This is a genomic window from Chryseobacterium pyrolae, from assembly GCF_025153485.1.
Classification (GTDB): Bacteria; Bacteroidota; Bacteroidia; order Flavobacteriales; family Weeksellaceae; genus Chryseobacterium; species Chryseobacterium antibioticum.
In genome coordinates this window covers 376,088-402,901 of the sequence record NZ_JANZQH010000004.1, presented here as the reverse complement: position 1 = coordinate 402,901, position 26,814 = coordinate 376,088, and the positions used below count along the sequence as shown (strand labels likewise).

Genomic DNA, 26,814 nt, shown 5'->3' with positions numbered 1-26,814 from the left:
GTCGTTCTGTTCCCTATTTGCGGTTGCAAAAGTAATTATTTATTTCTAAATGACCAAATGTTTTTTGAAGAAAATTTATAAGTTTTTAACCAACCTTAAACCCCTTCTATAACCTCAATCTTTACTGCTTCTGCGCTCCGTTTAACCGGACTGCAAAGATACAAAATTTTTTAACTCCCGCAACTTTTATCTCTAAAAATTGTAAAAGCTTTTTCTATATATCCAAAAGCATTTTCTTAAATAGTATCGCTTATCTAAAAGCTCTTCTGTGCTACCAAATAACTTGCGTTTTTCAGTGGGGCAAAGATAACAACTTATCACAACGCAAAACAAACTTATTTAACATAAAGTTTACACCAATTTAATAATGGGGATAACTATCATCATAAACTTTTAATTTATAAAACGTTAGAAGGATTTTGTAGTTATCCACAAGGAACCAATGCGGAATAGTAAGAGTTCTGAGTTAGAAAAAACGCTTGATTAACGTCTTATATATATAGTATCCAATTAAACATCCTATAGTATCTGCTACGATATCTAGAGATTCCATGGATCTGCCTAAGCCCATCTCCTCCTGAAGGATTTCGGTAAGGAAAGCATATATAAGAATAATCTGAAAGAAATAAGAAAATTTGATTCTGGGGAAAGTGGCAATGAAGCAGAAACCTAACATTGCAAATATGCTCAGATGTAAAACCTTGTCAATACCATTGAACATAAACCAATACTCTTGGTTCTCTTCACCGGGCTTGAGGAGCATAAAAGTAAGAAATGCCCAATAGATGGGCAAAATCTTACTAAATATTTTTGAAATCTTATCCAATGATTGCCTGGTATTCTTCTGCCGTAAGCAGTTCTGAATGATCTGCACCATCAGCAAGTTCTAATTTAATGATCCATCCGTTTCCGTAAGGGTCTGTATTTAACAGCTCCGGCTGATCTTCCAATTGTGAATTAAATTCAATAACTTTTCCAGCAATAGGCAAGAATAAATCTGAAACAGTTTTCACCGCTTCTACACTTCCGAAAACAGCCGCTCCTTCAAGATCATCATCTACCGTATCTACATCTACGTATACAATATCGCCAAGTTCTCCCTGTGCGAAGTCTGTAATACCGATTGTAGCAACATTACCTTCAATCTTGATCCATTCGTGATCTTTCGTGTACTTTAATTCTGATGGTGTATTCATTTTAATTTTTATTTTGTACAAATGTATTCAAAATAATAAAAGGTTCAAAGAGGTAATGAATATCTTGAACGAATTTTAGAGTCAAAATAAAAAATCACTGCCGAAGCAGCGATTGGATCTATGATAATCATTATTTTTTTATTGCTTTTAGCTTGTCTATTTCATTCATGAGCTTGTCATTATTTTCCTGAAGCTTTTTCAGCTGTTTATTTTGCTCAATGGTATATAATGTAAGTTCTTCAATCTTCTGCAGAAGCTTGATCTGAAACTCTCCAATATTAACGCCTTCTTTTTCCATCTGTGCTGCTGATGCAATCTCCGGAAGGTGTTTTTTCTCCTTTATATGTTTTTCTACCTCTTCCAGTTTTGGTAAGTTATAATTTTCATTAAAAACAAAATCTGCTGTAGGAGTAAGAGTTACCTTTACTTCTTTTGCTTCAAATTTACCATTTAACAAAGCATTTCCATTCTCACCATTAATTACAAATGATTTCCCCCAATCCCAACCGTTGTTAGCAGTATTTCTTGGGGCAATATGTAAGGACCTTCTAGTATCATCTGGCGTGTGGAAAATCCAGGAATTAATTCCTCCACTTATAAAGTCACTAAATTTGGCATCTACATTCATATCTGTCATTAATAGTTGACTCCAACTGCCCCATTGACTATCCGCCTGAGAGGCGTTTCTATAGAAGATGCCCCCATCATTAAAATTAAGTTGGTGTATTTTATTACCAGAATTATCAACCCAAGGTGCTAGAGTAAGCATCGATGAGTAGTTCCCTATTCCTGGTACTTGTACTATATCTCTTAACTTAAATTCAACTTTTGCTATCTGGCTATAAGTAGATGGAAGAGAATTAACATCTCTTGTATCTGCAACACTTAAACTTGTAGCCTGCTGTGCATAGGTTATGCTTGAGAATATCAATCCAGAAATCAATAGTGTTTTTTTCATATTTTAAAAATTCTATTTTGCAAAAGTACTATATAGAATTGAAAACCTCTTTAATTTGTGAATTAAAACTAAAATCCCCTTCTTGTTCAGAAAGGGATTTTAGTTTTAGCAATTATATGTTAATTTTTTTCTTAGAAACCACCACCTGAGTCTCCAAATGTAAACGTTGCGGACAGACCTGCTCTAATAGTAGACAGCGGGAACGCCGTTGATATTTTATACTTGGAAGTCATTTGCTCGTAGAATACTCTCAGGTTCAGATTTTCAGAGACGTTGTAATCTGCGGAAATCTTTATATTCATGAGTTTCTGCCCTCCGGTGATCTGTGAGTCATTTAACAGGATATTCATGATAGAGGTTTTGCTATCTCTCAGTGAGATATCTCCCCTGATGTTAAGGTCGCTGCCTTTTCCTCTGGATCCTCTTGTATTGGCCATTCCTAATCTGAAGTTTTTCACAATATATCCAAGCCTTACTACATATTCTGAATTGGAATCTTCGGTAAGGGTATGGTTAACCAATCCTAACAACATCATTCTATTTCTGTTATACTGAAGTCCGAACTGCATATTGTTTCTCATGGTAACATCTATCCCGATAAGTGGTGAGAATGATTCTACATAACCTACCTGTGAGAATGTAAACGGATTGATATAATCATTATTCACATCAAATGCATTTCCTCCTGAAAGTCTGTTAAAATAATCAATACTTGACTGGATTCCGGTGGCTGTATACGTTGCCGTATATCCATGCAGTAAATCAAATTTCGAGAACTGACCATTAATAATCGGAATATTTCTTAAACCAGAGTAGGTGATCTTCCAGTTTGGAATCGGAATTCCAGCTTTCTTCGCATTTCCAATCTGCTTAACGGATTTCCCTTCTACGGCAGCTCTGAATGCCGGGATCAGTACATAAGCGTTGGCAATACTATAATGTTCAGCAAAGCCATCAGCTGTCAATATTTCCCCAATACCCAATTGCTGTGAAAGTATCATTGCATTTTGTCTGATCGCCTGATAAACGGCTTGCGTTTCTTTGAATGATGTTTTAAGAAGCATCACAGAGTTGGAATATGTCACCTGGTCATTGGCGAATGCATAATCGTGATTCGCGGTTCCAAGATTATTACGGTTATTAAATCCAGACTGTGAAAAGTTTCTATTGTAGTTATGGAGTGCGCTAAGGTCAATCCTGAAATCATTCATTGGAACGATCTGTAAATTGGCCCTTAATTCCCTGGTCGACATCTTCACATAAGGATCGGTCATATAAGGTGAGTCACTTACCCATCCATTTTCCAATACTGTTCTTCTGATATCAGCCTGAGATCCAAAAAGGAATCCCATGGTAGGACCTCCCAGCGTCTGGCCATACCCATACATATTCGGTGCTGAAAGCAATCCAGGAATTACTGTTCCGTTATTTTCAGTGTAGTTAATGTCTAACTGTTTAAATGATGTCAATACAAACGCTGCGCTCTGAAGTATTGTGAGTTTATTCTTGAATTTATAGCTCTTATATTTATATCTTTTTTTCTCCCACTGCTGCGTATACGCATTATTCAGTGAATCAATTTCCTGCTTACGTTTCTGCAGTTTTGCTGAAATATTCTTGAAGTACTTAAACTGTCCAAAGAATTTCGGAATATCTGCAGTAGCTGTAGCCTGAATCACATTTGTATTCTGTCCTACGGAACCTAAGCTACCTTCCGGACTTGAAAGAAGTGCGGTAGATCTGGCATTCCAGTTGTACGTAAGTCCATAGCCTACTTCTGCATCAATGAAATCTAAGTATGGAAGGTACTGGAATGGCAGTTTGTAGTTCAGCTGTACTCTGTGGTTGTACAATACCGGTCTACCTGCTCTGAATACATTTCCAAAAATGGATTTATCATTCATTCCATTCACATCTACATTATCGTTAAGAGTTCTTGTTGCAGAATTGATTTCAAGTTTTAATGATTTGGTGAAGTTGAATCCTAAACCGTACTGCCATCCGAAGAAGAAGTTTCTGTTCCTGATTGCAGCAAAACTGTCCCCTGTATTTCCACTTAAGATCGCTTCAACATTTCTAAATTCGAGCTCGTTGTAATTTCTGTCTACTTCAGTTCTGAAAGATAGTCTTGTAGGAACCGGATTGAAATTAAATTCTTTAACCCATTTCAGATATTTTGTAGATTTTGCCGTATCACTGATCATTTTATTGAAAGGCTTAATTACCCACGGCTTGAAGGTATAGTTATAATCAACATAACCTCTCAGATACTGTCTGTAGTTTCTTGAAGTGTAGATATCTCTGAAATAATCATCGTTATACACCGCAGTTACGGAAACGTTTTCAATATCGTAGAACTTAGGTTTTTTATTTGGATTTACCCTTTCTTTATGCATATTGACAACGCCAATACTTCTTTGCTGTGTATAAGTTCTTGCTACCTTTTTCAGCTGTTCTTTATTGGCAGCCTTACTGAATTCCACATCAGTATCAAGCGGATTGTATTTCGGATCCTCGATTGTCTGTGAATAGGAATAGTTTAATGGAATTTTAACCCCACTTTTTTCAGGAAGGAATTTATCTACATTAATAGCGGTATTGATACTGAAGGCTGATTGTGTAGACTGATTTCTTTCTGCTGGTTTTGAATCTATATTACCAAAACCTACTGAAGTATAAGAAGCACTTGTATTTACAGTTGCAAAATCTCCAAGGTTAAAGTTTAAGCTTGCATTACCTGCATACCCGCCATCATTTTCAATTTCTGAAAGACGGATCTCATTCACCCAAAGAATTCTGGTTATGGAGTTGGAACGGTTTGTATTTCTTACCCCAATCATAATAGTCGTGATATTCCCTAAACTCGGGCGTCCTTTGATATAAATTCTTTTGGAATTATCTCCAAAAACATTATCCATTATTCTATCAACAATATTCGAGGAGCTTTTATCTCTTCTGATCTTCGCATCTACAAAATTCTGGATTTCAAAATCAACGTTGTTTTCAACAGGCCATATTTCTAAGGGAGTGGTTGCGGTGCTCTGAGTCAGCATCATTTCAGATTCATACTCATAATAGTTATCTGTAGCATCACTTCCGAAACGGATAAAGAATTTAGATTCCTTATCAATACCCTGATCTCTACTGATTGGATCCTGAGCATGTACAAAAAGTTTAAGCTTTTTATATCTTCTCATGTCCAGTGTTGTATTTTTGAACACCCCTCTTGCTTCTCCGGCAAGTCCTTCTACTTTCATATAAAGTGAAGCTTCATTCTGTCTCTGTGCACCAGCATTTCCACTCAACACCTGTCTGTCGATTCCCGGAGGAAGTACGTACGGAGGCTGGTTTAAGGCATTCTCTTCAATGTTTACACTTCCTACTTCGAAGTTATTATTTTGAGCTAATCCTGCACCTTCCTGTTGTGAACTCACTGATGGACTGGCAATCTGATTTGGATATCTTCTCCAGTCAGATCTTACAAGGTCCATCGTACCGAATCTTAACGTGGAAGTATTCTCAAAGCCTGCAAGCATTAATCTGGCAAATCTTACGTTGTTCAGTACAGAGGCGCTTCTCTCTCCTTCTGCATCAGTTTCAGCATATTTTGAAACCGGGATTCTGAACAGGTACCATTTCACATCTGAGCTCTGTCCGTTCTGGAAAGTAGCTTTTACCGTTTTCACATCTACGATATTATTCTGTCCTAATGCAAGGCTCGGTTTATCTAACTTTACAACATATTCATTATAGCTTTCTGTCTGGTCCAGGTTATAATCTTTGTTGATATCTTCTGCATCCGGAGTCTGTGAAGCCACTTCTAAAGAGTTGGCCTGAGAGTTTCCTTCCGGGTTTCTGAAGTATTTATATCTCTGAACAAGAGATGCCGCCTGGTTACCTGTGAATTTATCGGACATAAAAAACACAAAATCATCTACCGCAGGGTCAACGAAGTTGGTTACCGGGTTAACGAATGTATTTCCGAATCTCATAGATTCCTGATCGGAGCTTAAACCGTCATATCCTAAATCCTGGGATCTTCTGTCGTCACCTTCGCTTGAGAATGCATAAAGGATAGGTGGTTGCTTCGGCTGTACTCCCCAATTTGAGGTAGAGGTAGTAGAAGGTGCTCCAGGTGTAGGAAGACCATTTTCATACTGCATCTTGCCGTCTTTCAGGATATCTTCGGAAACGTTTCCTAACTGAAGTAAAAGCCTTGCTCTGCCTCCCAGCGTCGTTCCATCCGCATACGGATCCATCATCCAGAATTCAACATATTCAATATTTGAATTAACGAAGTTGGAAACACTGATAGGCCTCATAATTCCCGCCCATCTTGCTGCTGCTGTTTCGGATCCCGGGTTGACGTTGTAAGGTCCTTTTTCCTGAGGATAGTAAGATATATCTAAGGTATTTGTGAAGGTCTGTTCACCTGCCACAAAATCTCTGTTATTGTAAATTTCGGAATACTGAACTCTTCTAGATGCGTGGTTGGAAACTGACTGTGCCGTAATTCCTGCAGGTGCTCTTCCTCCTACTCCCCAAAATCTCGGATCAATATTATACCAGGATAAGAGTCCTCTTCCGTAACCACTTGTCAGGGCGTCATCAGCCGGTGCTCCGTTAAATGGAGCTGCAAGATTTTTTTCAGGTCTTGAGGCAAGACTCCATGCTGTAGGCTCTTTTAAGGAAATTTTAGAAGTCGTCTGTTCGAAGTCATCTACATAAGACTGGTCATTTGTCCCTTTATTAAGTCCCGGAAGCAAATAAGCGGCTTCCATTTTGAAGTTCAGGTTTGACGGAGCTTCTGTATTGACAAATGGGATCTTATCTGTCAGTCTGGTCAGGAAAGGAACCTGATTGTTGTACATCATATTGATCCCGGCCATTGTATTATTAACAGCCTCCTGCCCATAATTTACTTTCTGGGTAAGCGGAGATTCTGAATAGTTTACAACGGTTCCACCTAATATAAAGTTTTCGTTGAATCTTCTTTCTAAGTTTAGACCCAAGAATCTTTTTCTCTGTGTATTAAATGTAAGCTGATTTTCCAATGAGATGTTGATAGCCTGTCCTGACTGTTTCACATTCTCGTTGATCACCGTTACTGTACCGAGCATGTAGTCTACGGTATAGTCTACTCCTTCTGTCAGCTGAACACCGTTTGCAGAAACTTTTACAGATCCCTGCGGAACGTTTACGGCTCCAAGAGAAATCCCTTGTCCTTGTGTTCCTTTGTAACGACCTTCTATCGTGTAACGCTGTGCAAGATTACTTGAAGAAGCTACCTGCTTTTGTTGTTTGTAAAGGTCCGTAAAGACAAATTGAGGATCGTTTCCGACCTGATTCTGCATAAAACTTCCGAAAGGCTGTACCTTGGTGAAAATAATCCTACCTGTTTCCGGCCGTATCGTGATTCCATTAACAAAGTCAAAAATACCATCTCCCAGTATCCCACTACTAGCCTGAATGTCACCATTCATGTTAAGGCGGTCCCAGTTAAGTAATTTTAGTAAATTTTTGTCCTGAACACTGGTTCCCGGAAGGTAGTTTACTTTACCTCCGGTTTTTGGATCTCTATAGAAAACATTAAGGATAAACCCGTCCTGTGCTACCTGTCCTGCATCCAGAGAATAGATGTTCTTCATCATCAGGTCCCACATTGGAGACGCTGTATTCACTTTATTGTTTACTCTAAGAACTTTGGTTACCAACACCGGACTTTCTTCGGAGAATTCTCCTACTTTATACACCTTATTGGTACCGTCCGTATAGGAATATGAAACGGCTAAAAGCTGATTTTCGTTCAGCTTCTGGTTCAGTGAAACATATCCTAACTGAGGCTGTAATGTATATTCATTAGAATTCAGTCTTCTTGCTTTTGTATTGAAAATGAACTGCTCTCCGTTATCATAGGGCTGTAAGCTTCCTGGAAAACTTTGCCCCTGAAAAGTTGTTGCATAGTTTTTACCGGCTTCTCTTGGTCCTATCGCTGCATTAATAGATGGATACAATCCATTCTGGGAATTGTCCGGCAATCCTGAAACTCCTTCTCCCAAATCTCTAATACCAATAATACTTTTCTGGTAAGCCAGATTACTGTTCCCCTGATCGAGTACCCAGACTTCTAATCTGGTAATGTTTACTCTAGAATTGATCTGTGGATAATTGGCCAATGACTGGTCATAATTATTCAGGAAGTAATGCCCCAGGAAGAAGTGTTGATTGTCTTCATAATCAATCGCGTTGACTTTAAAGTTATTCATAACACCTCCACCCTGTACTACGATATTTCGGGCTTCTCCCTGCTGTTGGGAAAGAACTACAGTTCCGTAAGTTTTTCCAAGCTGGAATTCTGTCTTAACCCCGAATAATGACTGCGAACCACGGATAAGACTTGTGGAAAGCGGCATATTAACGTTACCGAACTCTACTCTTTTTATGATTTTATCTTCTCCTCCGGCACTGGGTTTATCCAGATCTCCAAGACCTTTGGACTGAAGATCTTTCCAGTTTCCTTTTGCCTGCCACACGAGGTTCATTCTATTTTCAAATGCAAAACCACTCTGGGTATCGTAATTGGCTTTCAACTGTAAGTTTTCTCCTACTTTACCTAATAACCCCAACTGTATCCTCTGATCAATATCAAAAGTAAAACTGGTCCTGTTTTGAGGCAGAATCAGTGGGTTATCAATTTTTTGGTAGAGTCCTGCAAAGTCTAAAGAGGCATATCCTGAAGGAATGATCTCAATTTTATTGCTTCCGAAAATAGTTTCAAACAGCTTGTTGTTGATCATCAGAGACGGGATGAGCCCTTGTTTCCGGGCATCTGTTCTGTCTCTTCTGAAAAGAAGGCTGTATTTATCAGATTTCTCTTTGTAGTAAGCTTTTGTCTGGGTGGCGAGCATAAATTCTTTATACTCTTCAGGAGACATCGCTGTGGGAGGGCCGGTATAGGTATTTCCAATTTTAGGATATACATAATACATTCCGGTTTTTATGTCGTAAAAGGCCTCATACCTTGTGGGGTCGGCCAGTTGATAATCTTTCTTTATGATCGCAGTATCCCGTACCTGTTGTGCAAAAGCACTTACTGACATGCACAGGAACGACAGGAACAAAAATATGTTGAGATGCTTATTATTCGCCACCAAATGTTAAATGTTTTTTAAAATTTGTTTTATCAATTCTTCTACAGTGATCTCCGGATTCTGCTTCATCATTCGGTCTGCTATCTTCTCGCTCATACGTTTCGGGATCCCTAAAACTTCTAATGCAGATAACGATTCTTCTTTGACTTTATTATCTACGAACGCAGAAATATTTTCCGCGTCAATGCCGAATTTCTGGACTTTATCCTTCAAATCTACAATGATTCTTTCTGCGGTTTTGGCCCCTATCCCTTTGGCTTTTTGGATCAGTGCACTGTTCTTGGAAAGGATGGCTGTAGCAATCTCTTCCAGGGTTAAAGTGGAAAGAAGTATAAGGGCAGAAACAGCCCCTACTCCGTTAACGCTTATTAACAGATTGAACATTTCTTTTTCTGAACGAGTGTTAAATCCAAAGAGAAGATGTGCATCTTCCCGTATGATCTGCTGAATATATAAAAATGCCGGCTTATTCAGGGCCAGTGCCTGGGAGGTCATCAAACTGATACCTACATAGTAACCAACTCCTTGTACGTTGATCACTGCGTAAGTGGGTGTAAGTTCTTGAACGCTGCCTTGTAAGGAAAATATCATTATTAATTTTTAAAACTCCCAAATATAGTAATTTAAACTAATTAATATTTTCATTTCAGGCACGAATGGCTTTTAACTTAAATTTTGACTGTAAATTCAATGAATTCAAATAAATAGAGTAAATACAAAAAACCTATCTGAACAGATAGGTTTCATCATTAAATGAACTTAATAAATATTCTAAGGGTTTATATCCAAACACATACTTATATTACATGCACCATTCACGCAAGTTGGTGTGCAGCCTACTAAGCACAGTTGCCCCTGAGATGGAAGGCAATAATACCCTCCTTCCGGAGATTGGATAGGTTGACTTCTTGGTCCACCTCCATTGATTTGTTTCAAATTTTCTCTTGAAAGTCTTGTGATGTTTTTCATAGTAAATAGTTTTTTTGATTTGTATAAATATATTTATTTTTCTATAAAATCATCATACCTATTTAAAATTTACTACAAATAATAATAAAAAAGCAGTACACAAGGTTTAGTGTCCTGCTTTTTATTCACAAAAGATAGATTCTTTATTATTTTTTGTTTTCTCTTCTTTGGGCATCAAGCACTGCTACTGTCGCTAAGTTTACGATTTCGTCTACGCTTGAACGCATCTGTAAAACGTGTACCGGTTGTTTCAGACCCATTAAGATTGGTCCGATCACCTGAGCGACTTTCATTCCTCTGATAATCTTGTAAGAAAGATTGGCACTTTCAAGATTTGGGAAAACGAATGTATTGGCAGGAGTTGTTCCCAATTTTGAGAATGGATAATCACTTAAATGATCTGCGTTCATTGCAAAATCCGGCTGAATTTCACCATCAACCACCATTTTAGGGTATTTCTCGTGAAGGATGCTCACTGCTTTCGCTACTTTTTTGGAAGTCTCAGAGATTGCTGCAAAGTTTTCGAAACCAAGCATGGCGATTCTAGGTTCTATCGCGAAAGATTTCACTGTAATTTCTGCCATTTTAGCAATATTTACAAGATCTTCTGCTGTAGGATTCTGATTGATAGACGTATCGGCAAAGAAAATAGGTTTCTTTTCTGAAAGGATCATCATCATAGCCGCTACTTTATCTACTCCCTTATCTTTCTCGATCACTTCTAAAACAGGGCGAAGCACTGAGGTATAGTTTTTAGAGAAACCAACGATAAGACCGTCTGTATCTCCATGTCTCAGCATTAAAGGACCAAAATAATCTCTCTGACGTACATATCTTTTCGCTTTGTACTCGTTCATTCCTTTTCTCTGACGAAGTTTCCAAAGTGTTTCTCTGTATCTTTTTCTGTTTTCCTTCTGATCGTCATCGCTAGGATCAATAATCGGGATATCCAGATTGATACCGAAACGTTCCATCTGTTCTTTGATGTATTTTTTATCTCCTAAAAGACTTGGGAAAGCAATTCCTTCTTCGTAAAGAATCTGTGCTGCTTTCAGTACGTTGTATTCTTCAGCATTTCCTAAAGTGATTCTCTTAGGATTCGATTTTGCACGGCTCTGCATCATTCTTACCAGCTTCTCGTCTCTACCCATTCTGTCCAGCAGCTGGTTTTCGTATTCTTCGAAGTCTTCAATGGTTTTTCTGGCAATACCGCTTTCGATAGCTGCTTTTGCTACCGCGCTGGATACTTTGGTGATTAGTCTGTTATCAAACGGTTTTGGAATGAAATATTCTCTTCCAAACTGTAAATTCTGAACATTATAAGCCAGGATTACCGCTTCAGGTACCGGTTCTTTTGCAAGATCTGCGATGGCGTGTACGGCAGCCAGTTTCATTTCTTCATTGATTCCTTTTGCCTGAACGTCTAGTGCACCACGGAAGATGTAAGGGAATCCCAATACATTGTTCACCTGGTTAGGATAGTCACTTCTTCCTGTTGCCATAATCACGTCTTTACGTGTTGCAAGGGCAAGGTCGTAAGCGATCTCAGGATCCGGATTAGCCAAAGCAAAAACGATAGGATTCTCCTTCATGCTGGAAAGCATTTCCGGAGTCATTACATTTCCTTTTGACAGACCGATGAAAACATCTGAACCTTTTACGGCATCTTCCAGTGTTTCAATATCTGTATGGGCAATAAAGTCTATTTTTTCAGACGTAAGGTTTTCTCTTTTGTGATTGATCACTCCTTTACTGTCGCACATCAAAACATTTTCTCTTTTCAGACCTAAAGAAATATATAAATTGGTACAGGCAATAGCAGCTGCTCCAGCTCCATTGACTACCATTCTTACTTCTTCGATCTTTTTATTAGCGATCTGAAGTGAGTTGATCAATGCAGCAGCCGAAATAATGGCCGTTCCGTGCTGATCATCATGCATTAAAGGAATATCTAGCTCTTCTTTTAGTTTCTGCTCAATATAGAAAGCTTCAGGCGCTTTAATATCTTCAAGGTTGATTCCTCCGAATGTAGGAGCAATCCCTTTTACAATCTGAATAAATTTATCCGGATCTTTTTCATCAATTTCGATATCAAAAACATTGATATCTGCAAAGATCTTGAATAAAAGACCTTTCCCTTCCATTACCGGTTTTGAAGCTTCTGCTCCGATATCACCAAGTCCAAGCACTGCGGTTCCGTTAGAAATTACAGCTACTAGGTTTCCTTTCCCGGTGTAGTCGTAAACCGTTTCCGGCTTATCGTGGATCTCCATACAAGGAACTGCCACCCCTGGTGAGTATGCCAATGATAAATCTCTTTGAGAAGAGTGAGGCTTCGAAGGAATAACTTCGATCTTTCCTTTAGGTTCGGCTTTATGATAATCTAACGCGGCCTGATTAAAGTTCTTTTCGTCGCGGTGGGTTTTACTTGACATAGAATTTTGGTTTTTATTAAAGTATATACTTAATATGGTAGTCTACTAAACTTTCGATTGGTTTCTGGACCACATGTCCAACATTTAAATGAAATTCTTCCGCAACAGAGCGTAGAATATCTTCATAATAATAAGCGATAGAGCCGATGAAATTGATCTCGGCATCTTTTGATTCTTCGTAGGGAATCACCTGATATTCAAAGAAATCTTTCATCTCTTTGTATACCATATCTTTAAAGTAAGGATGATCCTTTCTTTCGATGACAAATTTGTTGAAATCAGCCAGATAGGCGTTTGGTCTCGGGCTGTGATACATGTTTTGCAATGCGTCTTCCACAGTCAGTGTATAATTCTGCTCAAATTCTGCAAGAAGATCTGCCGGCAGTTTTTGCATAAAATATCTGCGCACCAGTTGTTTTCCAATAGCACTTCCGCTTCCCTCATCTCCTATGAGAAAACCAAGGGAAGGCAGTTTTATTTTAAGGTTTTCACCGTCGAAATAGCATGAATTTGAGCCTGTTCCTAAAATGCATACTACAGCAGGTTTCCCACCATATGCGGCATATGCTGCGGCCATAAGATCTTCTTTCACAACTATTTCAGCTTTTGTGAATATCTTCTTCAGTTCTTCTTCAATGGTTTCGCAGTTTTTTTTCACACCACATCCTGAACCATAGAAGAAAATCTTCGTTATGGAATTTTTGACCAATATAAGGCTGCTGTTCTTTTCTATTTCAGGAACAATAAGTTCCCTGTTGATAAAGTTTGGATTAAAGCCGATAGTTTCTGTTTTTAAAAACACTTTTTTGAAGTCATCAAGTATCACCCAATCTGATTTGGTAGAACCACTATCAACAATAGCAACCATATTTTACATTTTAGTTTAAGGATGCTAAATTATGAATTTATCTTTACATAGCGTTTAAAAACAGACTGGAAGCTTCTAATGTTTTATATCAGCTTTTTGATTATTGAACTTTATTAACCAATCTTCAATTTCGTCCTCAAGATAAGAGCTCTGAAGCATGATGGCATTAATAAAATCATCTGGTACAGGTTGGTCTGTAGAATTTTCAAGGTTCCACAATTCGTCCTCCATATTTTCATATTCTGAATACACTCTTTTGAAGCGGGAATTTTCTCTCTCAAGAGCCTCAATATTTTTTTGCTGAAGCTGGAATTTTCTGTATTTGTTTTGACTTTTCATACAAATATTGTTATAAATTGGGTCGTAAAAATTAAGGTAGTATGCGGTATAGCACGCATTACAAGATAGAAAAAACCATCAACACAAGAAGTTGAAAATGAATTTATTATCAGGTTATAATTACATCATTCTGAATACTAAATTTAGAAATTATTTTGATTCAAAAAAAAAAATTAACAACTTTTTTCATTGTTTAACATATGTTTATCACCATAGTGTTGAGCTAAAATTTTCGCACTGTTGGTAATCCCTTTAGCCTACAACGATTGTCATTATGTTTGATCAAGTTCTAAAATAATCATAAAGTAATTTTTCATTATTATCAGAAACTGTTCAAAAGACAAAATCTACATGTACCTCATAGAAAATTACCCTATCCACTCCTAAAAAGCAGACGTATCTAACTAAAAACCAATAAAATAAATTGAATTTTCATTTTAAAATAATCTTTTATTCTTACATTATTAACATATAGTTATAAATTTGCACCTTCATATCTATTGAATGAGAGAATTACTAATACGCCAGAAACAGGTTTTGTTCTTCATTATAGCCGGAGGACTCAGTGCTGTTGTAGAAATTGGAAGCTTCAAGGCATTCAGTACTTACCTGCCCCATTTTTTTGCCAGAGAAACTAATTTCCATGGCATCCACTATCCCTTGAGTAATATTTTCTCCACCAGCTGTGGGATCATCACCAATTACTTTTTAAGCATCTGGTTTGTTTTTGAAAGAGGAAAGCATTCCAAAAAAAGGGAATTTGCTTACTTCATGGGCGTTTCATTCGTTTCCACTTTATTAAGCTTAGGCTTTTTCCAGATTTTTTACAGCTTTATATTTAAGGACAATATCAATTTAATTTTTTATACCTTAAGCCCTGAAATGATCAGTAAGATCGCTGCGATCCTGCTGGTTTCCATTCTTAATTATTCAGTGAAAAAGAAAGTAATTTTTAACGGTTAAGCTGTGAGAAAAATTTTAAATTATCTCTGGAGATTCTGGCTGCTGCTACTGGCATTTGTCTTAACTGTTACATTGGGAATCCCTGTCTATATTTTATCCTTCAATAAAAAGCACTACAAATACGCTTACCAATTTATCCGCATCTGGTGTTTCGGAATGTTTTACGGGATGGGCTTAAGATACGATCTCGTTAATCTTTCCGACCAGAAAAAAGACAAGAACAAGCCCTATGTTTTCATTTCGAATCATACATCTATTATGGACATCATGCTTACCTGTATCCTTATGCCTGATCACCCGATCTGTTTTGTAGGTAAAAAAGAGCTTATGAAAATCCCCATTTTTGGGACCATATATAAAAGGATATGTGTAATGGTAGACCGGAGCAGTGCCAGAAGCCGTGCAGATGTCTACAGAAGATGTGCAGAAAAAATGGAAGAAGGTAATAGTATTGCCATATTTCCCGAAGGTGGTGTACCGGACGACACGACGATTATTCTCGATGAATTTAAAGACGGAGCATTTACTTTATCTTCCAAACACCAATCCCCTATTGCTGTTTATACCTTTGTGGGTCTTAAGGAAATTTTTCCCTTCGACAGTTCAAAAGGCTACCCCGGACGTGTCAAGGTATATTTCAACGGAATCATGCAACCATCAGGTTCTCCGAAAGATTTAAAAATAGAAGCTTATCAGGAGATAAAAAAAACGCTGCTGGAACATTCTATATAAAAGAAATAGTTATATTTGTTTGCGAAATTTTTAACAAACATGTCAAATTATTCTAAACAAACCAATTGGGGACAGTTTATTCCTCTGGTTACTGTGTTCTTTTTCTGGGGATTCGTTGCTGCAAGTAACGATATTCTGATCCCGGTTTTCCAAAAAGCCTTTAAATTATCCCAAACTGAAAGTATGCTCGTACAGATCTGTTTCTACGTAGCTTACACCGTTGGGTCTTTGATTTACATGGCCGTTTCAAAAGGTTTGAAACAGGATTTGATCAATAAAATAGGGTACAAAAATGGCTTAATCATTGGCCTTCTTATTTCTGCAGCGGGAACTTTACTGTTCTATCCGGCAGCAAATATGGCTTCGTTTCCATTAATGATCTCCGGACTGTTTATTGTAGGACTCGGGTTCTCTTTACAACAGATTGTTGCCAATCCGCTAGCGATTGAAGTAGGGCCTAGCGAAACAGGGTCCCAAAGACTGACTATGGCTGGAGGGATTAATAACCTGGGAACCACCATTGGCCCCCTTATCGTATCATTTGCTATTTTTGGCGCCGCCTCTGCGAATAATACAGAAGCAAGTATTGAGAGTGTGAAGATTCCTTATCTGATGCTTGGAGCTGCGTTTGTGCTTGTAGCGATTATGCTTAAGTTCTCCTCTCTCCCTGCCATCACTCCTACCAATACGAAGGATACAGACGATGCGATTCCCGGAGATCACAAAACTTCCGCTTTTCAATATCCTCAATTGGTAATGGGTATGATTGCCATCTTTGTCTATGTAGGTGTAGAAGTATCTACAGCCAGTAACCTTCCTGCTTATATGGAAAAAAGCTTAGGTTTTGAAACCAAAGATGTAGCTCCTTATATTTCATTATACTGGGCATCTCTTATGATTGGCCGTTGGACAGGTGCTGTAGATGCATTTGACGTCAATGCCGGGTTTAAAAAGATCTTACGATTCCTTGCCCCTTACTTAGCATTCGGTGTGTTCTTATTGGTGAATGCCATTGCAAAACATGATCTTTCTCCTTTCTATGTTTACGGTGTTGTCATCATTGTAATGATCATCTGCGACATTATGAGTAAAGGAAATCCTGCAAGAATGCTTTTAATCTTCTCTGTGGCTGGTATTGTATCATTACTTACAGGGATGTCTACAACAGGGATGGTTTCTGTGTATGCGTTTACCAGTGTAGGACTGTTCTGTTCAACGCTATGGCCATGTATTTTCGCTCTTGCGATCAACGGTCTGGGGAAACATACCAATCAGGGATCAGGATATTTGATCATGATGATCATGGGTGGTGGAATTGTAAGTTTTATTCAGGGATATATTGCAGATAAAACAAATATTCACTTCAGCTATATCGTAGGTGTTGTGTGTTTTGCTTATCTTGCATTCTATGCAATCCGTGTCACCGGAATCTTAAAATCTCAGGGTATTGACTTGGATAAAATCTCTAAAGGCAGTGGTCACTAACAGTACAAAAACAATATATAAAAAAAGATTTTGGGCAGGTATTTTACTTGTCCAATTTCTTTTGTTCTATGTTTTCTCTAAATCGAAAACAATGATCTCTTTTTTTGATTGGTTCTTTGAATTTCAGAAAAAGACTCATCAACTCCTTTTCAGCTGGATCCCATTTTCTTTCGGGGACCTTATCTATATTCTTCTGGGCATTTTTATTCTCTACTGCCTTATTCTATGTTTTAAAAAGAAAAGCAGAAACAAGGCTATTTTACAGCTTCTGACTGTCATTAATATCTTCTACTTCATCTACCAGATCTGTTGGGGAATGCTGTACTTCCAAACTCCAATCATTAAGAAGCTTTCCAGCCAGAAAGATCCGGAAATCGGTAAAGCAAAGATCTTAGCACTCCGTTATCTGGAAAAATGCAAAACGACCAGACAATGTGTACGGGAAGATAAAAACGGAATTTTTATTATAACTGACCTGAACTTTGTACAGACTGAAATTCTCCGCCAACAGGCTCAACTTCCAAAGTATATTTCCAACAAAGAGGCACCGCAGATTAATGCTTTCAAGCCCAGTCTTTTTAAAAGTGTGATGAATTTCACCGGAATATTAGGTTACTACAACCCTTTTACGGCAGAAGCACAGTATAATGCTGAACTTCCTCACACCTTTATTCCATTCACTTCAGCTCATGAAAGTTCACACCAGCTTGGCTTTGCCAGAGAACAGGAAGCTAATTTTATAGGTTATCTGATCGGGGTGAATGCTAAAAATAATGATCTGAGATACAGCACTGAATATTTTACGTTAAAAAGCCTTTTAAGGTTTATTGTTGAGGAAGATCCGGAGTTTGTCAAAAACATTCTTAGTGAATACTCTCCAGCGATGAAAAGAGACAGAAGGTATGAAAGAAGTTTCATCTTCAGACATCAGGGCTGGCTTGATGATTTCTTTGGGTTTACGAATAACCTGTTTTTAAAGAGCAACCAGCAGGAAGGTGCGGTTACTTATTCTTACTTTATTGATCTCCTTTTGAACTACGAAAAGTAGTAAACAAAAAAAAGAATCGTATCAGGCGATACGATTCTAAAAACACAAATGATGAAAAAAAATTTATTACCTTGACTTGTTCCCTCATTCAAGGCGATGTAAAAGTACAACATATTTTATAAATACAAAAACATTTCCCTCCTTTTTTAAAACTTTAAGAAAACTTTATGATTTTATAAGTTTTTTTGAGTTCATATCCGAAAATTACAATTTCAGAAAAACAAATGATTGAGTAGCAATTCATCACTTAAACACTACACAAGCCATTAAAATTATATAAAATTAAACAATTGTTTAATGATATACCATTCCAATTCACCCCTATTTATTCGAATTAAAAAATTAGAGTTATTATCTTTTAAGGAACAAAAATGACTTGAAAAAAGGATCGCGTTTCGTCCATTAGAATATTTTCCTCTACCCTATTTAGATGATTTTTTCTTACTTTTAACTTCACACAACTAAAAAGCAATATTCTATGTCTATGTATTCAGAAAATAGTCAAAGCTATATTTCCTTTTCTTCCTTTTTTAAATTAAAAACATTTTGGATTAAAGCGATCATCTTGCTTTTACTTATACTCAACTTTAATATGCTGCAAAGCCAAAAATATAGGGGCACCTACTCTATGAAGTACAAGGAAGATTCTACAAAATCTGATTTGACCTCAAAAGAAATGCTTCTTGACATAGATGGGACAAGCTCCCGCTTTTATTCATACAAATTATTTAAAAGTGATTCTACCATTATAGCTAATGAAAAATCAGGACAGGCCAAAATGAAAGTAGCAGACCAGGACGGAAAGGAAATTACCCCAAACTTCCAGCAACTCACCAAGATCAGGCAGGAATCTTTAAGGAAAACCAATAATCCTATTGAACTTTCTGAAGCAATACGGTATCCACACTAGGGATGATCCAGATCAAATTTGATTGTGAAATCAGCTTTATTTTTTACTAAATAAAGTAAAAAATACAATAATATTTACACGTAATCAATCATTTAACAATGGTATATCACTAACAAAAGAAAAATATTTGTTTTTTTAAAACATCTGCGTATTTTAGTTAAAAATATTAACATGATTTTCGACAAACTCATTAACTATCTAAAACTCGATAAACAGGAATTTTCTTTCCAGTTCAATTCTCATCCAAACTACCCTTCTGCATTGGCTTTTAGTGATACGCTTAACTTTATGGGCGTAAAAAATGATGCTTATGAACTTGATAAGGAATATTGGGATGAGCTGCCGGAAGAATTTATCGCAATTGTGGATAATTCTTTTTCTCTGGTAAAGAAATCGGGAGCTAGTTATTCAGTTTACTCTGAAAAAGCTAAAACACTTAATAAAGAAGAGCTTCATCAAAAATCTACAGATTTTGTACTGCTGTTTGAAAAAAGTGAAAATGCAGAAAGCAAACTTGCCTTCAATTTTACACCTATTCTTTATGTTGTTTTTGCCATCATCACTGTTTATTCTTTTTTCACCCAAAATTTATACGAAGCTTTTTTTAATGTCCTTTCCCTGGCAGGAGTTTATATTTCTATGGAGATTTTCAATCAGAAATTCGGAAATACATCTACGGTAATTGGAAGTATTTGTGGGGATACCTCTGCCAAACAGACTACCAACTCATGTGATAAAATCATTAAGCAGGATAAAACAAGTATTTTTGGTTTAAAGTTTTCAGACTTTTCTCTGATTTATTTTGCCGGGCTTGCCATACTGGGACTTTTCCTTCCAGCCACAGCGTATATCGTCAAAGGATTTACTTTGGTTTCTATACTTGCCATTGGGTATTCATTATACATCCAGGCTTTCGTAGAAAAAGCGTTCTGTAGAGTTTGTCTTCTGATCATTTCAATCCTTATCGGTCAGTTGGTCCTCAGCATCTTCTTTTTCCAGAATACACCACTCAGTATAGGAATGTTATTATTAACAGCTCTTTTGTGGATCCTTGTTTTCTCTGCCGTTTTATATTTCAGCAACATTCTTTCTCAGAAAGAAAGCCTTCAGAAATCAAATGCTAAAAACCTCAGATTTAAAAGAAATTATGAACTTTTCAAAAGTCAGCTTTTGGAAAATGAAAAGATAGAATTCCAGAATACCGAAACTTTTTCATTAGGAAATAAGGATGCTAAACTTCGCCTTTCCATTGTATCCAATCCTTATTGTGGCTTTTGTAAAGATGGTCATAAAATCATGGAGGGACTTCTTGAAAAATACCCTGACGATATTTCCGTACAGATCCGTTTCAATTATTCACCGGAAAGAGCTGATGAAAAGTACACCAAATTACTTTCAGCTTTTAAACATATTTACGATAATAAGCCACAGAAAGAGTTCCTGAAATCTGTAGAAGAGTGGTTTGAAACCAGAGACGAAAGTAAGATCGTGGCTTTGTCCGGATCATCTGCACCGGAAGATCTGACACCATTTGTTGAAATGTCAAAAGATAACAGCAACTCAGGACTGAACTTCACGCCTATTTTTATTCTTAACGGACATCAGTTCCCGGACAAGTATGATCGTGATGATATTTGGTTTTTCGTAGACGAATTAATGGAAGACGAGGACTTTCAACAAGAAAATGTTCACGAATTGAAAAATTCACTATCTTAGGAAAAAATATAAGCGGATTCCGAAAAGCTTTAAAAGAGTAGGAAAACAGAAAAACTAAATCACGCTATGAAAAACTTAAAAAAAATTTCAAGAGAAAGTTTAAAAACGATTAAAGGAGGGCTAAGACAATGTCCGCTGGATGGTGAATGTGGTGGTGACCAGTGCTGTGCCAACGGTGTATGCAGACCTATAGCAGGAGCAGGACCGAATACATATTATTGCACTCCTCCTCCAATGATTGATTTTACGCCTTTATAGGTTTACACTTTCTAAAATATTAAGCTAAGCTCACTTTTCAGAGAAAACGTAATCGAGCTTAAAGAGGTGCTATTATTAGCTAATGATCATTTAAGTACAACAATGAATAAAGTAAAAATGTCGTCATCTATTGGCGACATTTTATAATGAGTATAAATTTTGAAGAAATTTCCCTTTTATAAACAGCCGGATGCTAAAGACTGCGGCCCTACCTGCCTAAGAATTGTAAGTAAGTACTACGGCAGAAGTATCTCCCTGCAGCAGATCCGTACCCTTTCTGAAACGACACGTGAAGGAAGTAGTCTTTTAGGACTAAGTGATGCATCAGAAGACTTAGGATTCCGTTCCCTTGGAGTCCAGATCGATTTTAATACCCTTGCAGAAGAAGTCCCCTTCCCCTGCATCGTACACTGGAACAAGAACCACTTTGTTGTTGTTTATAAAATTGATAAAAACAATAAAGTTTATATTTCAGATCCCAGTTATGGGCTGATCACCTATACCCGTGAGGAATTTATCAAATTATGGATCGGAGAAAACGCCAACGAAAATACAGAAGAAGGAATTGCCCTTATTCTTGAAACTACGCCCGCGTTTTTTCAGACTGAATTTGATACGGCGGAAAGTAAAGCCAGTTTCTCTTTCCTATCCAAATATTTGCTTAAATACAAGTCTCTTGTTATACAGCTTGCAGTAGGTCTTTTGGCTGGAAGTTTACTTTCGCTTATTTTCCCGTTTCTTACCCAGAGTATTGTAGACGTCGGGATACAGAACCAGGATCTTAATTTTATTTATGTAGTCCTTCTTGCCCAGATCATGTTGTTCCTGGGAAGAATGGGTATTGAAGTGATCCGGAGCTGGATTCTTCTTCACCTTTCAGCAAGGATCAATATCTCTATCATCTCGGATTTCTTCATCAAACTGATGAAGCTTCCTATAAGCTTTTTCGATACCAGAATGACAGGTGATATCATGCAGAGAATCAATGACCACCACAGAATCGAACAGTTGTTGACGAGTTCCTCGTTAAACACCCTGTTTTCTTTGGTCAACCTGATTATCTTCAGTATTGTTCTATTGTTTTATGATTATAGACTGTTCGTCGTTTATCTTATAGGAGCAGCCCTGTACATCGGATGGATCAGCTTTTTCCTTAGTAAGAGAAAAGAATTGGATTATAAAAGATTCTCTCAGGTTTCGCAGGAGCAAAGCAAGGTAATCGAGCTTATCAATGGTATGCAGGAGATCAAAATGCATAATGCCGAGAAGCAGAAGCGTTGGGACTGGGAATTCCTGCAGGTAAAACTATTTAAAATAAGAATAAAATCTCTTTCTCTTGAACAGTGGCAGTCTGTAGGAGGAAATTTCATTAACCAGATGAAAGATATTCTGGTAAGTTTCCTTTCAGCTAAACTTGTATTAGAGGGAAATCTGACTTTAGGGATGATGCTTTCGGTACAGTATATTATCGGACAGTTGAACAGCCCGCTGTTACAACTTATCGATTTTATCAAGCAGACTCAGGATGCCAAGATCTCCCTTGAAAGATTGGGTGAAATCCATGATAAAGAAGACGAAGAAGACAAAAATGAACAGTATGCGGGTGAAATTCCGCAGAAAGACATTGATGTCAGCAATATATCATTCAGATACATTGGATCGGATGTTCCTGTATTTGAAGATCTCAGCCTTACGATACCTTATCAGAAAACAACGGCCATTGTAGGGGCCAGCGGAAGTGGAAAAACGACTCTTTTAAAACTTCTGATGAAATTTTACGAACCGACTTCCGGAGATATCAGACTTGGAAATACCCAGTTGAAAAATATTTCGCCCAGATTCTGGAGAGATCATTGCGGAGTGGTGATGCAGGAAGGATATGTATTTAATGATACGATAGCCAATAATGTAGCGGTAGGAGAAGATTATGTTGATAAACAAAAACTGAGACGTGCCGTGGAAATCGCCAATATTAAAGATTTCATTGAAAGTCTTCCGTTAAGCTATAATACGAAGATCGGAAACGAGGGTGTAGGCGTGAGTGGTGGTCAGAAGCAAAGACTTTTCATCGCCAGAGCAGTTTATAAATCTCCGGACTTTATATTTTTTGACGAAGCGACTTCAGCTTTAGATGCAAATAATGAAAAGGTCATTATGGAAAATCTGGAACAATTCTTTAAAGGTAAAACAGCCATTGTTATTGCTCACAGGTTATCAACAGTAAAACATGCCGATAAAATTATAGTTCTGGATAAAGGTAAAGTAGTAGAGGAAGGCAGCCATGCTGACCTGGTTGCTTTAAAAGGAGAATATTACAGGCTGGTGAAAAATCAACTGGAATTAGGAAATTAATTTGACTCCCTCTGAAACATGGGGGAAATTTTATCTTAGAAACATGAAAGAAGACATCTTAGACAATATTGAACTCCGCTCGGAAAGTGTTCAGGACATTCTTACCCAGCCTCCACATTGGATGATACGCTGGGGAAACAGCATTATATTAGTTATACTTTTGCTTATCCTTGCGATGAGCTACATCATTAAATATCCGGAATTTATTTCTGCTCCGGTGATCGTTACTTCACAAAATCCACCTGAGAAAATAGAAGCCAGAATGAACTCAAAAATTGAAAAGATCTTCATCAAAGATCACCAGGAGGTAAAGAAAAATGATGTCCTTATGGTCATGCAATCTGCGGCCAATTATAAAGATGTTTTGGAACTGAAAAAGCTGGTGGATTCTATTTCTCCGCAACAGCTTCAAAATTTTCCGATTGCACAGACCTCAAGATTCAAACTTGGTGAACTGCAGGGAGATTATAACAGTTTTGCCAAAGCTTTTCAGGATGAAGAACTTTTCACAAGACTTCAGCCGTATGCACCGGAAAATATCGCGGCCAATCAGAGTATTTCAGAATACAGAGTAAGAATCGCTACTTTAAGACAGCAAAAAAATCTGGAATTGGCGAAATACGAATTATCAAAGAAAAGTTATCAGAGATCTCAGGAACTGTTCAATCAGGGAGTGATTGCTTCCGTGGAACTTGAAAATGAAAAAATAAAATTTCTTCAGGCTCAGCAGAATCTTGAAAATCTCAATATTTCTATCTCCCAGATGGGTGAAGGGATTTCCAATTTAAATAAAACGAAAAGTGGAACTGCCATTAATACGGAAAAAGATAAAATCACTTATTCCTCTCAAACTTTACAGCTTTTCGAACAGCTTCGTAAATCTTTAAAACAATGGGAACAGAATTATCTGGTGATTTCTTCTACAGATGGTATGGCCAGTTTTCAGCAGTTTTTCGGTGAAAATCAGTTTGTAAAAGCGGCAGAGCCAATCCTTTCCATACTTCCGACAAACAAAGAAAAGCTGGTAGGCAGAATGTCTGTCCCTACCGTTAATTCAGGAAAGGTCCTTACAGGCCAAAAGGTATTGATCAAACTTGATAACTACCGTTTCCAGGAATATGGTATTGTAGAAGGAAAAGTACAGAATATTTCTCTTATTCCCGATGATAAAGGAAACTATTATGTAGATATAACTCTTCCTAAAGGATTAAAAACCAGTTACAATAAAAAGCTTGTTTTTGACAAAGAACTCAGAGGTAATGCAGAGATCGTAACACAGGATTTACGACTTATTGAAAGATTCTTCTATCAGATCAGAAAACTATTGGGATACCAGAGTTAACGTATTCCTTACAGATATCAAAAACCGCGGCTCTTATAAGCCACGGTTTTGCTTTTTATAACATGAATGTACTGTAAATAGATGTATTTTACATTTTATTTCCCAGGTTTAACCTTTAAGAATATAAAGCTGTAGTCCGTCGGATACTTCTGTGCTCCTACCGAAGTATTCTTATGGCGGTCCATGCCCTGTTTCTCCTTGATATAGGTTCCATGGTAACACTTACTATTTATTAGGAGTGATACCCCCATCCATAAGCGGCACTGTCTTATTATTGTTTCCGTCCTGAATCGGGTTTTCCGATCATTGTACATTAATCGACTAATAATATTGCTATCCAGATTTAGATCATATTGCTGATCTTCTTATTTAGATTTTGTATTTCCGGCGTAATGGCATTATTAGCTATAAGAAATACTCCGATATATGAAAAAGAGCATTCACCTTGTCTATGATCATGCTTAAAATTGCAGAGAAATAGATGTTGTTAATCAACAATTCATTTCTTCCTTGTCCTTAATTTGCTTAAAGGCTTGGCATCAAAATACGTAAGTAAAATCCCCAAGTTTCTCTGCCGGTTCTTTTTTAATTCATTATTTTAATCTCTGTACTGTAAGAATCCTTTAAATAAAAAAGGGAAAGTAATATGTATTACTTTCCCTCTTATTGTAGCGAAGACGGGAATTGAACCCGTGACCTCAGGGTTATGAATCCTGCGCTCTAACCAACTGAGCTACCTCGCCGTTTTGGTGGTGCAAATATAGAAAATATTTGTTTACCACCAAAATTATTTTAACTTAAAATATTCTAAAACATCTCCCACGTGGTCTGGTTTATTGATTATCTTATTGTTAGCATCTAAAATAAAATACGTCGGAGTTGCATGAACATTGTAGGTATCTACATAACTACTGTTCCATCCTCTTAATTCTGAATCATTGATCCAAGGAAATGCAGCAATCTTTTGAGTATATGAAGTCTTATCTGTATCTAAAGACAGACCAATAACCTGAATGTTTTTCGCTTTTAAATCACTGTATTTTGCTAAAATCTGTGGCAACTCTGTCTCACAGTGTGAACACGTAGATGACCAAAAAACAACCACTTTTTTATCTGCTTTCACATCATAAAGAGACTTAGCAGATGTATTGGTCGCGGACTGAAATTTAACGTTCGGAAATGCTGCTCCCATTTCAACATTCGCATTGGATTTTAAAGTCGTAGCAAGCCTGTCAGTGATAGTACATTTAAGATTCTTGGCAAGGGTCAGATACTTAGTCTTAAACTCTTCCATGTCATAGGCATCAAAAATGTCGATAAGTTCTGACAGAACAGTCTGCCCTCTCGGAGTTTCTACCTTTAAACGGTCTAATAGAGTATCTACTGAACCTGCAACATTAGTATTTCCTCCTGAATTAAGATATGAAACCAAAACAGGTCTCAAAAGAGATGAAGACTCAAGCATATCGTTAGACTTATCCAGGAAGTTGACAATATCGTCCTGAGTCACTTTTTTAGCAGGATCTGTAGAATTAGACAGGAACTTACTATAATTGGTATTATAATAAGAAACAAACGGATGTTGTACTGCATCAACACTATTACCCGTCCCTGAAAGTCTGCTTATTTCTGTTTTCAACGCTTTCCCGAATTCTGTATTGTCCTTATAATATTCTTTGATCTGTGCTAATGCCGGAAGAATAAGTTCTTTTTTCTGAGAACCTTCCTGCTGCTTGCTCATAAGATCATTAGCTTCATCAAGGTATGTTACGTCCTTGATCTTATTATTCTGAACATCAAGTTTTACACTTACATTTTTATTCTCAGAGATAAAGCTTACTGCATTATTTGAAGTAGGAAAATACACTTTCATCATTCCCATATAATGGCCTGGGTATTTGAAAGTCCATGTATTATTCTTGCTCTGTTCTTTGGTAACGATTATATCTTTCGACCCGTTTAATGTATATAGAATAGCATCTTGATCTTTAAATTCGGCAGGAGCCTGTACTGTAACTGTAAACTGGGCCTGCAGAGAAAATGCAGCTAATACTGCAGATAATATATATATCTTTTTCATAGAGTAAAAATA

19 protein-coding genes and 1 tRNA gene are annotated in these 26,814 nt (G+C 37.2%); 9 read left to right on the top strand and 11 right to left on the bottom strand.

The window, feature by feature from the left end; genetic code table 11:
• Positions 1–466 precede the first annotated feature (466 nt).
• From NZD88_RS11560 to NZD88_RS11525, 9 genes are all read right to left on the bottom strand, one after another.
• Positions 467–877: a VanZ family protein gene (locus tag NZD88_RS11560; RefSeq protein ID WP_259829277.1), complete on the bottom strand. Its 411-nt coding sequence runs from the start codon at positions 875–877 to the stop codon at positions 467–469.
• Entirely contained in the window at positions 819–1,196 is a 378-nt protein-coding gene (gene gcvH, locus NZD88_RS11555) for a glycine cleavage system protein GcvH (protein ID WP_169236838.1), read from the bottom strand. The genes NZD88_RS11560 and gcvH overlap by 59 nt, the downstream gene beginning before the upstream one ends.
• A gap of 130 nt (positions 1,197–1,326) precedes the next feature.
• Positions 1,327–2,154 (bottom strand): cell wall anchor protein, encoded by an 828-nt coding sequence (locus NZD88_RS11550; protein WP_259829276.1) that lies wholly within the window; start codon positions 2,152–2,154, stop codon positions 1,327–1,329.
• 131 nt (positions 2,155–2,285) lie between these two features.
• Entirely contained in the window at positions 2,286–9,254 is a 6,969-nt protein-coding gene (gene sov / locus NZD88_RS11545; RefSeq protein ID WP_259829282.1) for a T9SS outer membrane translocon Sov/SprA, read from the bottom strand.
• A gap of 57 nt (positions 9,255–9,311) precedes the next feature.
• Positions 9,312–9,896, bottom strand: coding sequence for a Holliday junction branch migration protein RuvA (gene ruvA / locus NZD88_RS11540; protein WP_259829275.1), 585 nt, complete (start codon positions 9,894–9,896; stop codon positions 9,312–9,314).
• A 180-nt stretch (positions 9,897–10,076) separates the two neighbouring features.
• Positions 10,077–10,274: a bacteriocin-like protein gene (locus NZD88_RS21365; protein ID WP_423738663.1), complete on the bottom strand. Its 198-nt coding sequence runs from the start codon at positions 10,272–10,274 to the stop codon at positions 10,077–10,079.
• Positions 10,275–10,420: 146 nt separating this feature from the next.
• Positions 10,421–12,709 (bottom strand): NADP-dependent malic enzyme, encoded by a 2,289-nt coding sequence (locus tag NZD88_RS11535; protein ID WP_259829274.1) that lies wholly within the window; start codon positions 12,707–12,709, stop codon positions 10,421–10,423.
• A 16-nt stretch (positions 12,710–12,725) separates the two neighbouring features.
• Positions 12,726–13,577 (bottom strand): BadF/BadG/BcrA/BcrD ATPase family protein, encoded by an 852-nt coding sequence (locus tag NZD88_RS11530; protein WP_259829273.1) that lies wholly within the window; start codon positions 13,575–13,577, stop codon positions 12,726–12,728.
• A gap of 75 nt (positions 13,578–13,652) precedes the next feature.
• Positions 13,653–13,916 carry a hypothetical protein gene (locus NZD88_RS11525; RefSeq protein ID WP_259829272.1) on the bottom strand — a complete coding sequence of 88 codons (264 nt, stop codon included), beginning with the start codon at positions 13,914–13,916 and terminating at the stop codon, positions 13,653–13,655.
• Between the two features lie 504 nt (positions 13,917–14,420).
• On the opposite strand from NZD88_RS11525, the gene NZD88_RS11520 reads away from it, so the two are divergent.
• From NZD88_RS11520 to NZD88_RS11480, 9 genes are all read left to right on the top strand, one after another.
• Complete coding sequence (locus NZD88_RS11520; protein ID WP_259829271.1) at positions 14,421–14,879, top strand: GtrA family protein; 459 nt, start codon at positions 14,421–14,423, stop codon at positions 14,877–14,879.
• A gap of 3 nt (positions 14,880–14,882) precedes the next feature.
• On the top strand, positions 14,883–15,611 hold the full coding sequence (locus NZD88_RS11515; protein WP_259829270.1) for a lysophospholipid acyltransferase family protein: 729 nt from the start codon (positions 14,883–14,885) through the stop codon (positions 15,609–15,611).
• Positions 15,612–15,650: 39 nt separating this feature from the next.
• Complete coding sequence (locus NZD88_RS11510; protein ID WP_259829269.1) at positions 15,651–17,096, top strand: MFS transporter; 1,446 nt, start codon at positions 15,651–15,653, stop codon at positions 17,094–17,096.
• Between the two features lie 91 nt (positions 17,097–17,187).
• Complete coding sequence (locus NZD88_RS11505; RefSeq protein ID WP_259829268.1) at positions 17,188–18,144, top strand: DUF3810 domain-containing protein; 957 nt, start codon at positions 17,188–17,190, stop codon at positions 18,142–18,144.
• Positions 18,145–18,772: 628 nt separating this feature from the next.
• The gene (locus tag NZD88_RS11500; protein WP_259829267.1) at positions 18,773–19,054 is read left to right on the top strand and encodes a hypothetical protein; all 282 of its coding nucleotides are present in this window, start codon (positions 18,773–18,775) and stop codon (positions 19,052–19,054) included.
• Between the two features lie 171 nt (positions 19,055–19,225).
• Entirely contained in the window at positions 19,226–20,770 is a 1,545-nt protein-coding gene (locus NZD88_RS11495; protein ID WP_259829266.1) for a vitamin K epoxide reductase family protein, read from the top strand.
• A 66-nt stretch (positions 20,771–20,836) separates the two neighbouring features.
• On the top strand, positions 20,837–21,028 hold the full coding sequence (locus NZD88_RS11490; RefSeq protein WP_259829265.1) for a bacteriocin-like protein: 192 nt from the start codon (positions 20,837–20,839) through the stop codon (positions 21,026–21,028).
• A gap of 159 nt (positions 21,029–21,187) precedes the next feature.
• Positions 21,188–23,380, top strand: a complete 2,193-nt coding sequence (locus NZD88_RS11485) for a peptidase domain-containing ABC transporter (RefSeq protein WP_169234771.1) — start codon at positions 21,188–21,190, stop codon at positions 23,378–23,380.
• Positions 23,381–23,423: 43 nt separating this feature from the next.
• Positions 23,424–24,722 carry an HlyD family secretion protein gene (locus NZD88_RS11480; protein WP_259829264.1) on the top strand — a complete coding sequence of 433 codons (1,299 nt, stop codon included), beginning with the start codon at positions 23,424–23,426 and terminating at the stop codon, positions 24,720–24,722.
• Positions 24,723–25,391: 669 nt separating this feature from the next.
• Here NZD88_RS11480 and NZD88_RS11475 read toward each other — a convergent pair.
• Both NZD88_RS11475 and NZD88_RS11470 read right to left on the bottom strand, forming a co-directional pair.
• Positions 25,392–25,465, bottom strand: a tRNA-Met gene (locus tag NZD88_RS11475).
• Between the two features lie 44 nt (positions 25,466–25,509).
• Positions 25,510–26,802, bottom strand: a complete 1,293-nt coding sequence (locus tag NZD88_RS11470) for a peroxiredoxin family protein (RefSeq protein WP_259829263.1) — start codon at positions 26,800–26,802, stop codon at positions 25,510–25,512.
• Positions 26,803–26,814: the final 12 nt, after the last annotated feature.

Excerpts from the sequence above, each read along its gene's own strand:
- NZD88_RS11530 (WP_259829273.1), bottom strand. The coding sequence starts at position 13,577 with ATGGTTGCTATTGTTGATAGTGGTTCTACCAAATCAGATTGGGTGATA.
- gcvH (WP_169236838.1), bottom strand. The coding sequence starts at position 1,196 with ATGAATACACCATCAGAATTAAAGTACACGAAAGATCACGAATGGATC.
- NZD88_RS11510 (WP_259829269.1), top strand. The coding sequence starts at position 15,651 with ATGTCAAATTATTCTAAACAAACCAATTGGGGACAGTTTATTCCTCTG.
- NZD88_RS11500 (WP_259829267.1), top strand. The coding sequence starts at position 18,773 with ATGAAGTACAAGGAAGATTCTACAAAATCTGATTTGACCTCAAAAGAA.
- NZD88_RS11525 (WP_259829272.1), bottom strand. The coding sequence starts at position 13,916 with ATGAAAAGTCAAAACAAATACAGAAAATTCCAGCTTCAGCAAAAAAAT.
- NZD88_RS11470 (WP_259829263.1), bottom strand. The coding sequence starts at position 26,802 with ATGAAAAAGATATATATATTATCTGCAGTATTAGCTGCATTTTCTCTG.
- NZD88_RS11560 (WP_259829277.1), bottom strand. The coding sequence starts at position 877 with ATGGTGCAGATCATTCAGAACTGCTTACGGCAGAAGAATACCAGGCAA.
- NZD88_RS11520 (WP_259829271.1), top strand. The coding sequence starts at position 14,421 with ATGAGAGAATTACTAATACGCCAGAAACAGGTTTTGTTCTTCATTATA.
- NZD88_RS11535 (WP_259829274.1), bottom strand. The coding sequence starts at position 12,709 with ATGTCAAGTAAAACCCACCGCGACGAAAAGAACTTTAATCAGGCCGCG.
- NZD88_RS11505 (WP_259829268.1), top strand. The coding sequence starts at position 17,188 with ATGATCTCTTTTTTTGATTGGTTCTTTGAATTTCAGAAAAAGACTCAT.
- NZD88_RS11480 (WP_259829264.1), top strand. The coding sequence starts at position 23,424 with ATGAAAGAAGACATCTTAGACAATATTGAACTCCGCTCGGAAAGTGTT.
- NZD88_RS11495 (WP_259829266.1), top strand. The coding sequence starts at position 19,226 with ATGATTTTCGACAAACTCATTAACTATCTAAAACTCGATAAACAGGAA.
- ruvA (WP_259829275.1), bottom strand. The coding sequence starts at position 9,896 with ATGATATTTTCCTTACAAGGCAGCGTTCAAGAACTTACACCCACTTAC.
- sov (WP_259829282.1), bottom strand. The coding sequence starts at position 9,254 with ATGTCAGTAAGTGCTTTTGCACAACAGGTACGGGATACTGCGATCATA.
- NZD88_RS21365 (WP_423738663.1), bottom strand. The coding sequence starts at position 10,274 with ATGAAAAACATCACAAGACTTTCAAGAGAAAATTTGAAACAAATCAAT.
- NZD88_RS11490 (WP_259829265.1), top strand. The coding sequence starts at position 20,837 with ATGAAAAACTTAAAAAAAATTTCAAGAGAAAGTTTAAAAACGATTAAA.
- NZD88_RS11550 (WP_259829276.1), bottom strand. The coding sequence starts at position 2,154 with ATGAAAAAAACACTATTGATTTCTGGATTGATATTCTCAAGCATAACC.